Consider the following 253-nt stretch of genomic DNA (forward strand, 5'->3'; position numbering starts at 1 on the left):
CAAACAAGTATTTTAATTTTATTTCTACAAATATAAAAAGTGGCGGTGATTATTCTGTTTATAAAAAATTAAGAATTGTAGTTAGACAAATTGGAGAAACTCCTATTATTGGTATTTGTGAACCAGATATTGTAACGTCAAATACCTTATATAATCTATATATAACAGACGAAAAATATTCTTTAAAATATATATTAGCAATATTAAATTCTAGTTTAATAAAAAAATATTGGCTATCAAATTATTCGGATGG

1 protein-coding gene is annotated in these 253 nt (G+C 22.5%); it reads left to right on the forward strand.

What is annotated here, in order from left to right:
* A partial coding sequence (locus DIU01_RS14590; RefSeq protein ID WP_290835711.1) for a TaqI-like C-terminal specificity domain-containing protein occupies positions 1–253 on the forward strand: 253 nt, incomplete at both ends.

This window comes from Flavobacterium sp., from assembly GCF_003525665.1.
Classification (GTDB): domain Bacteria; phylum Bacteroidota; class Bacteroidia; order Flavobacteriales; family Flavobacteriaceae; genus Flavobacterium.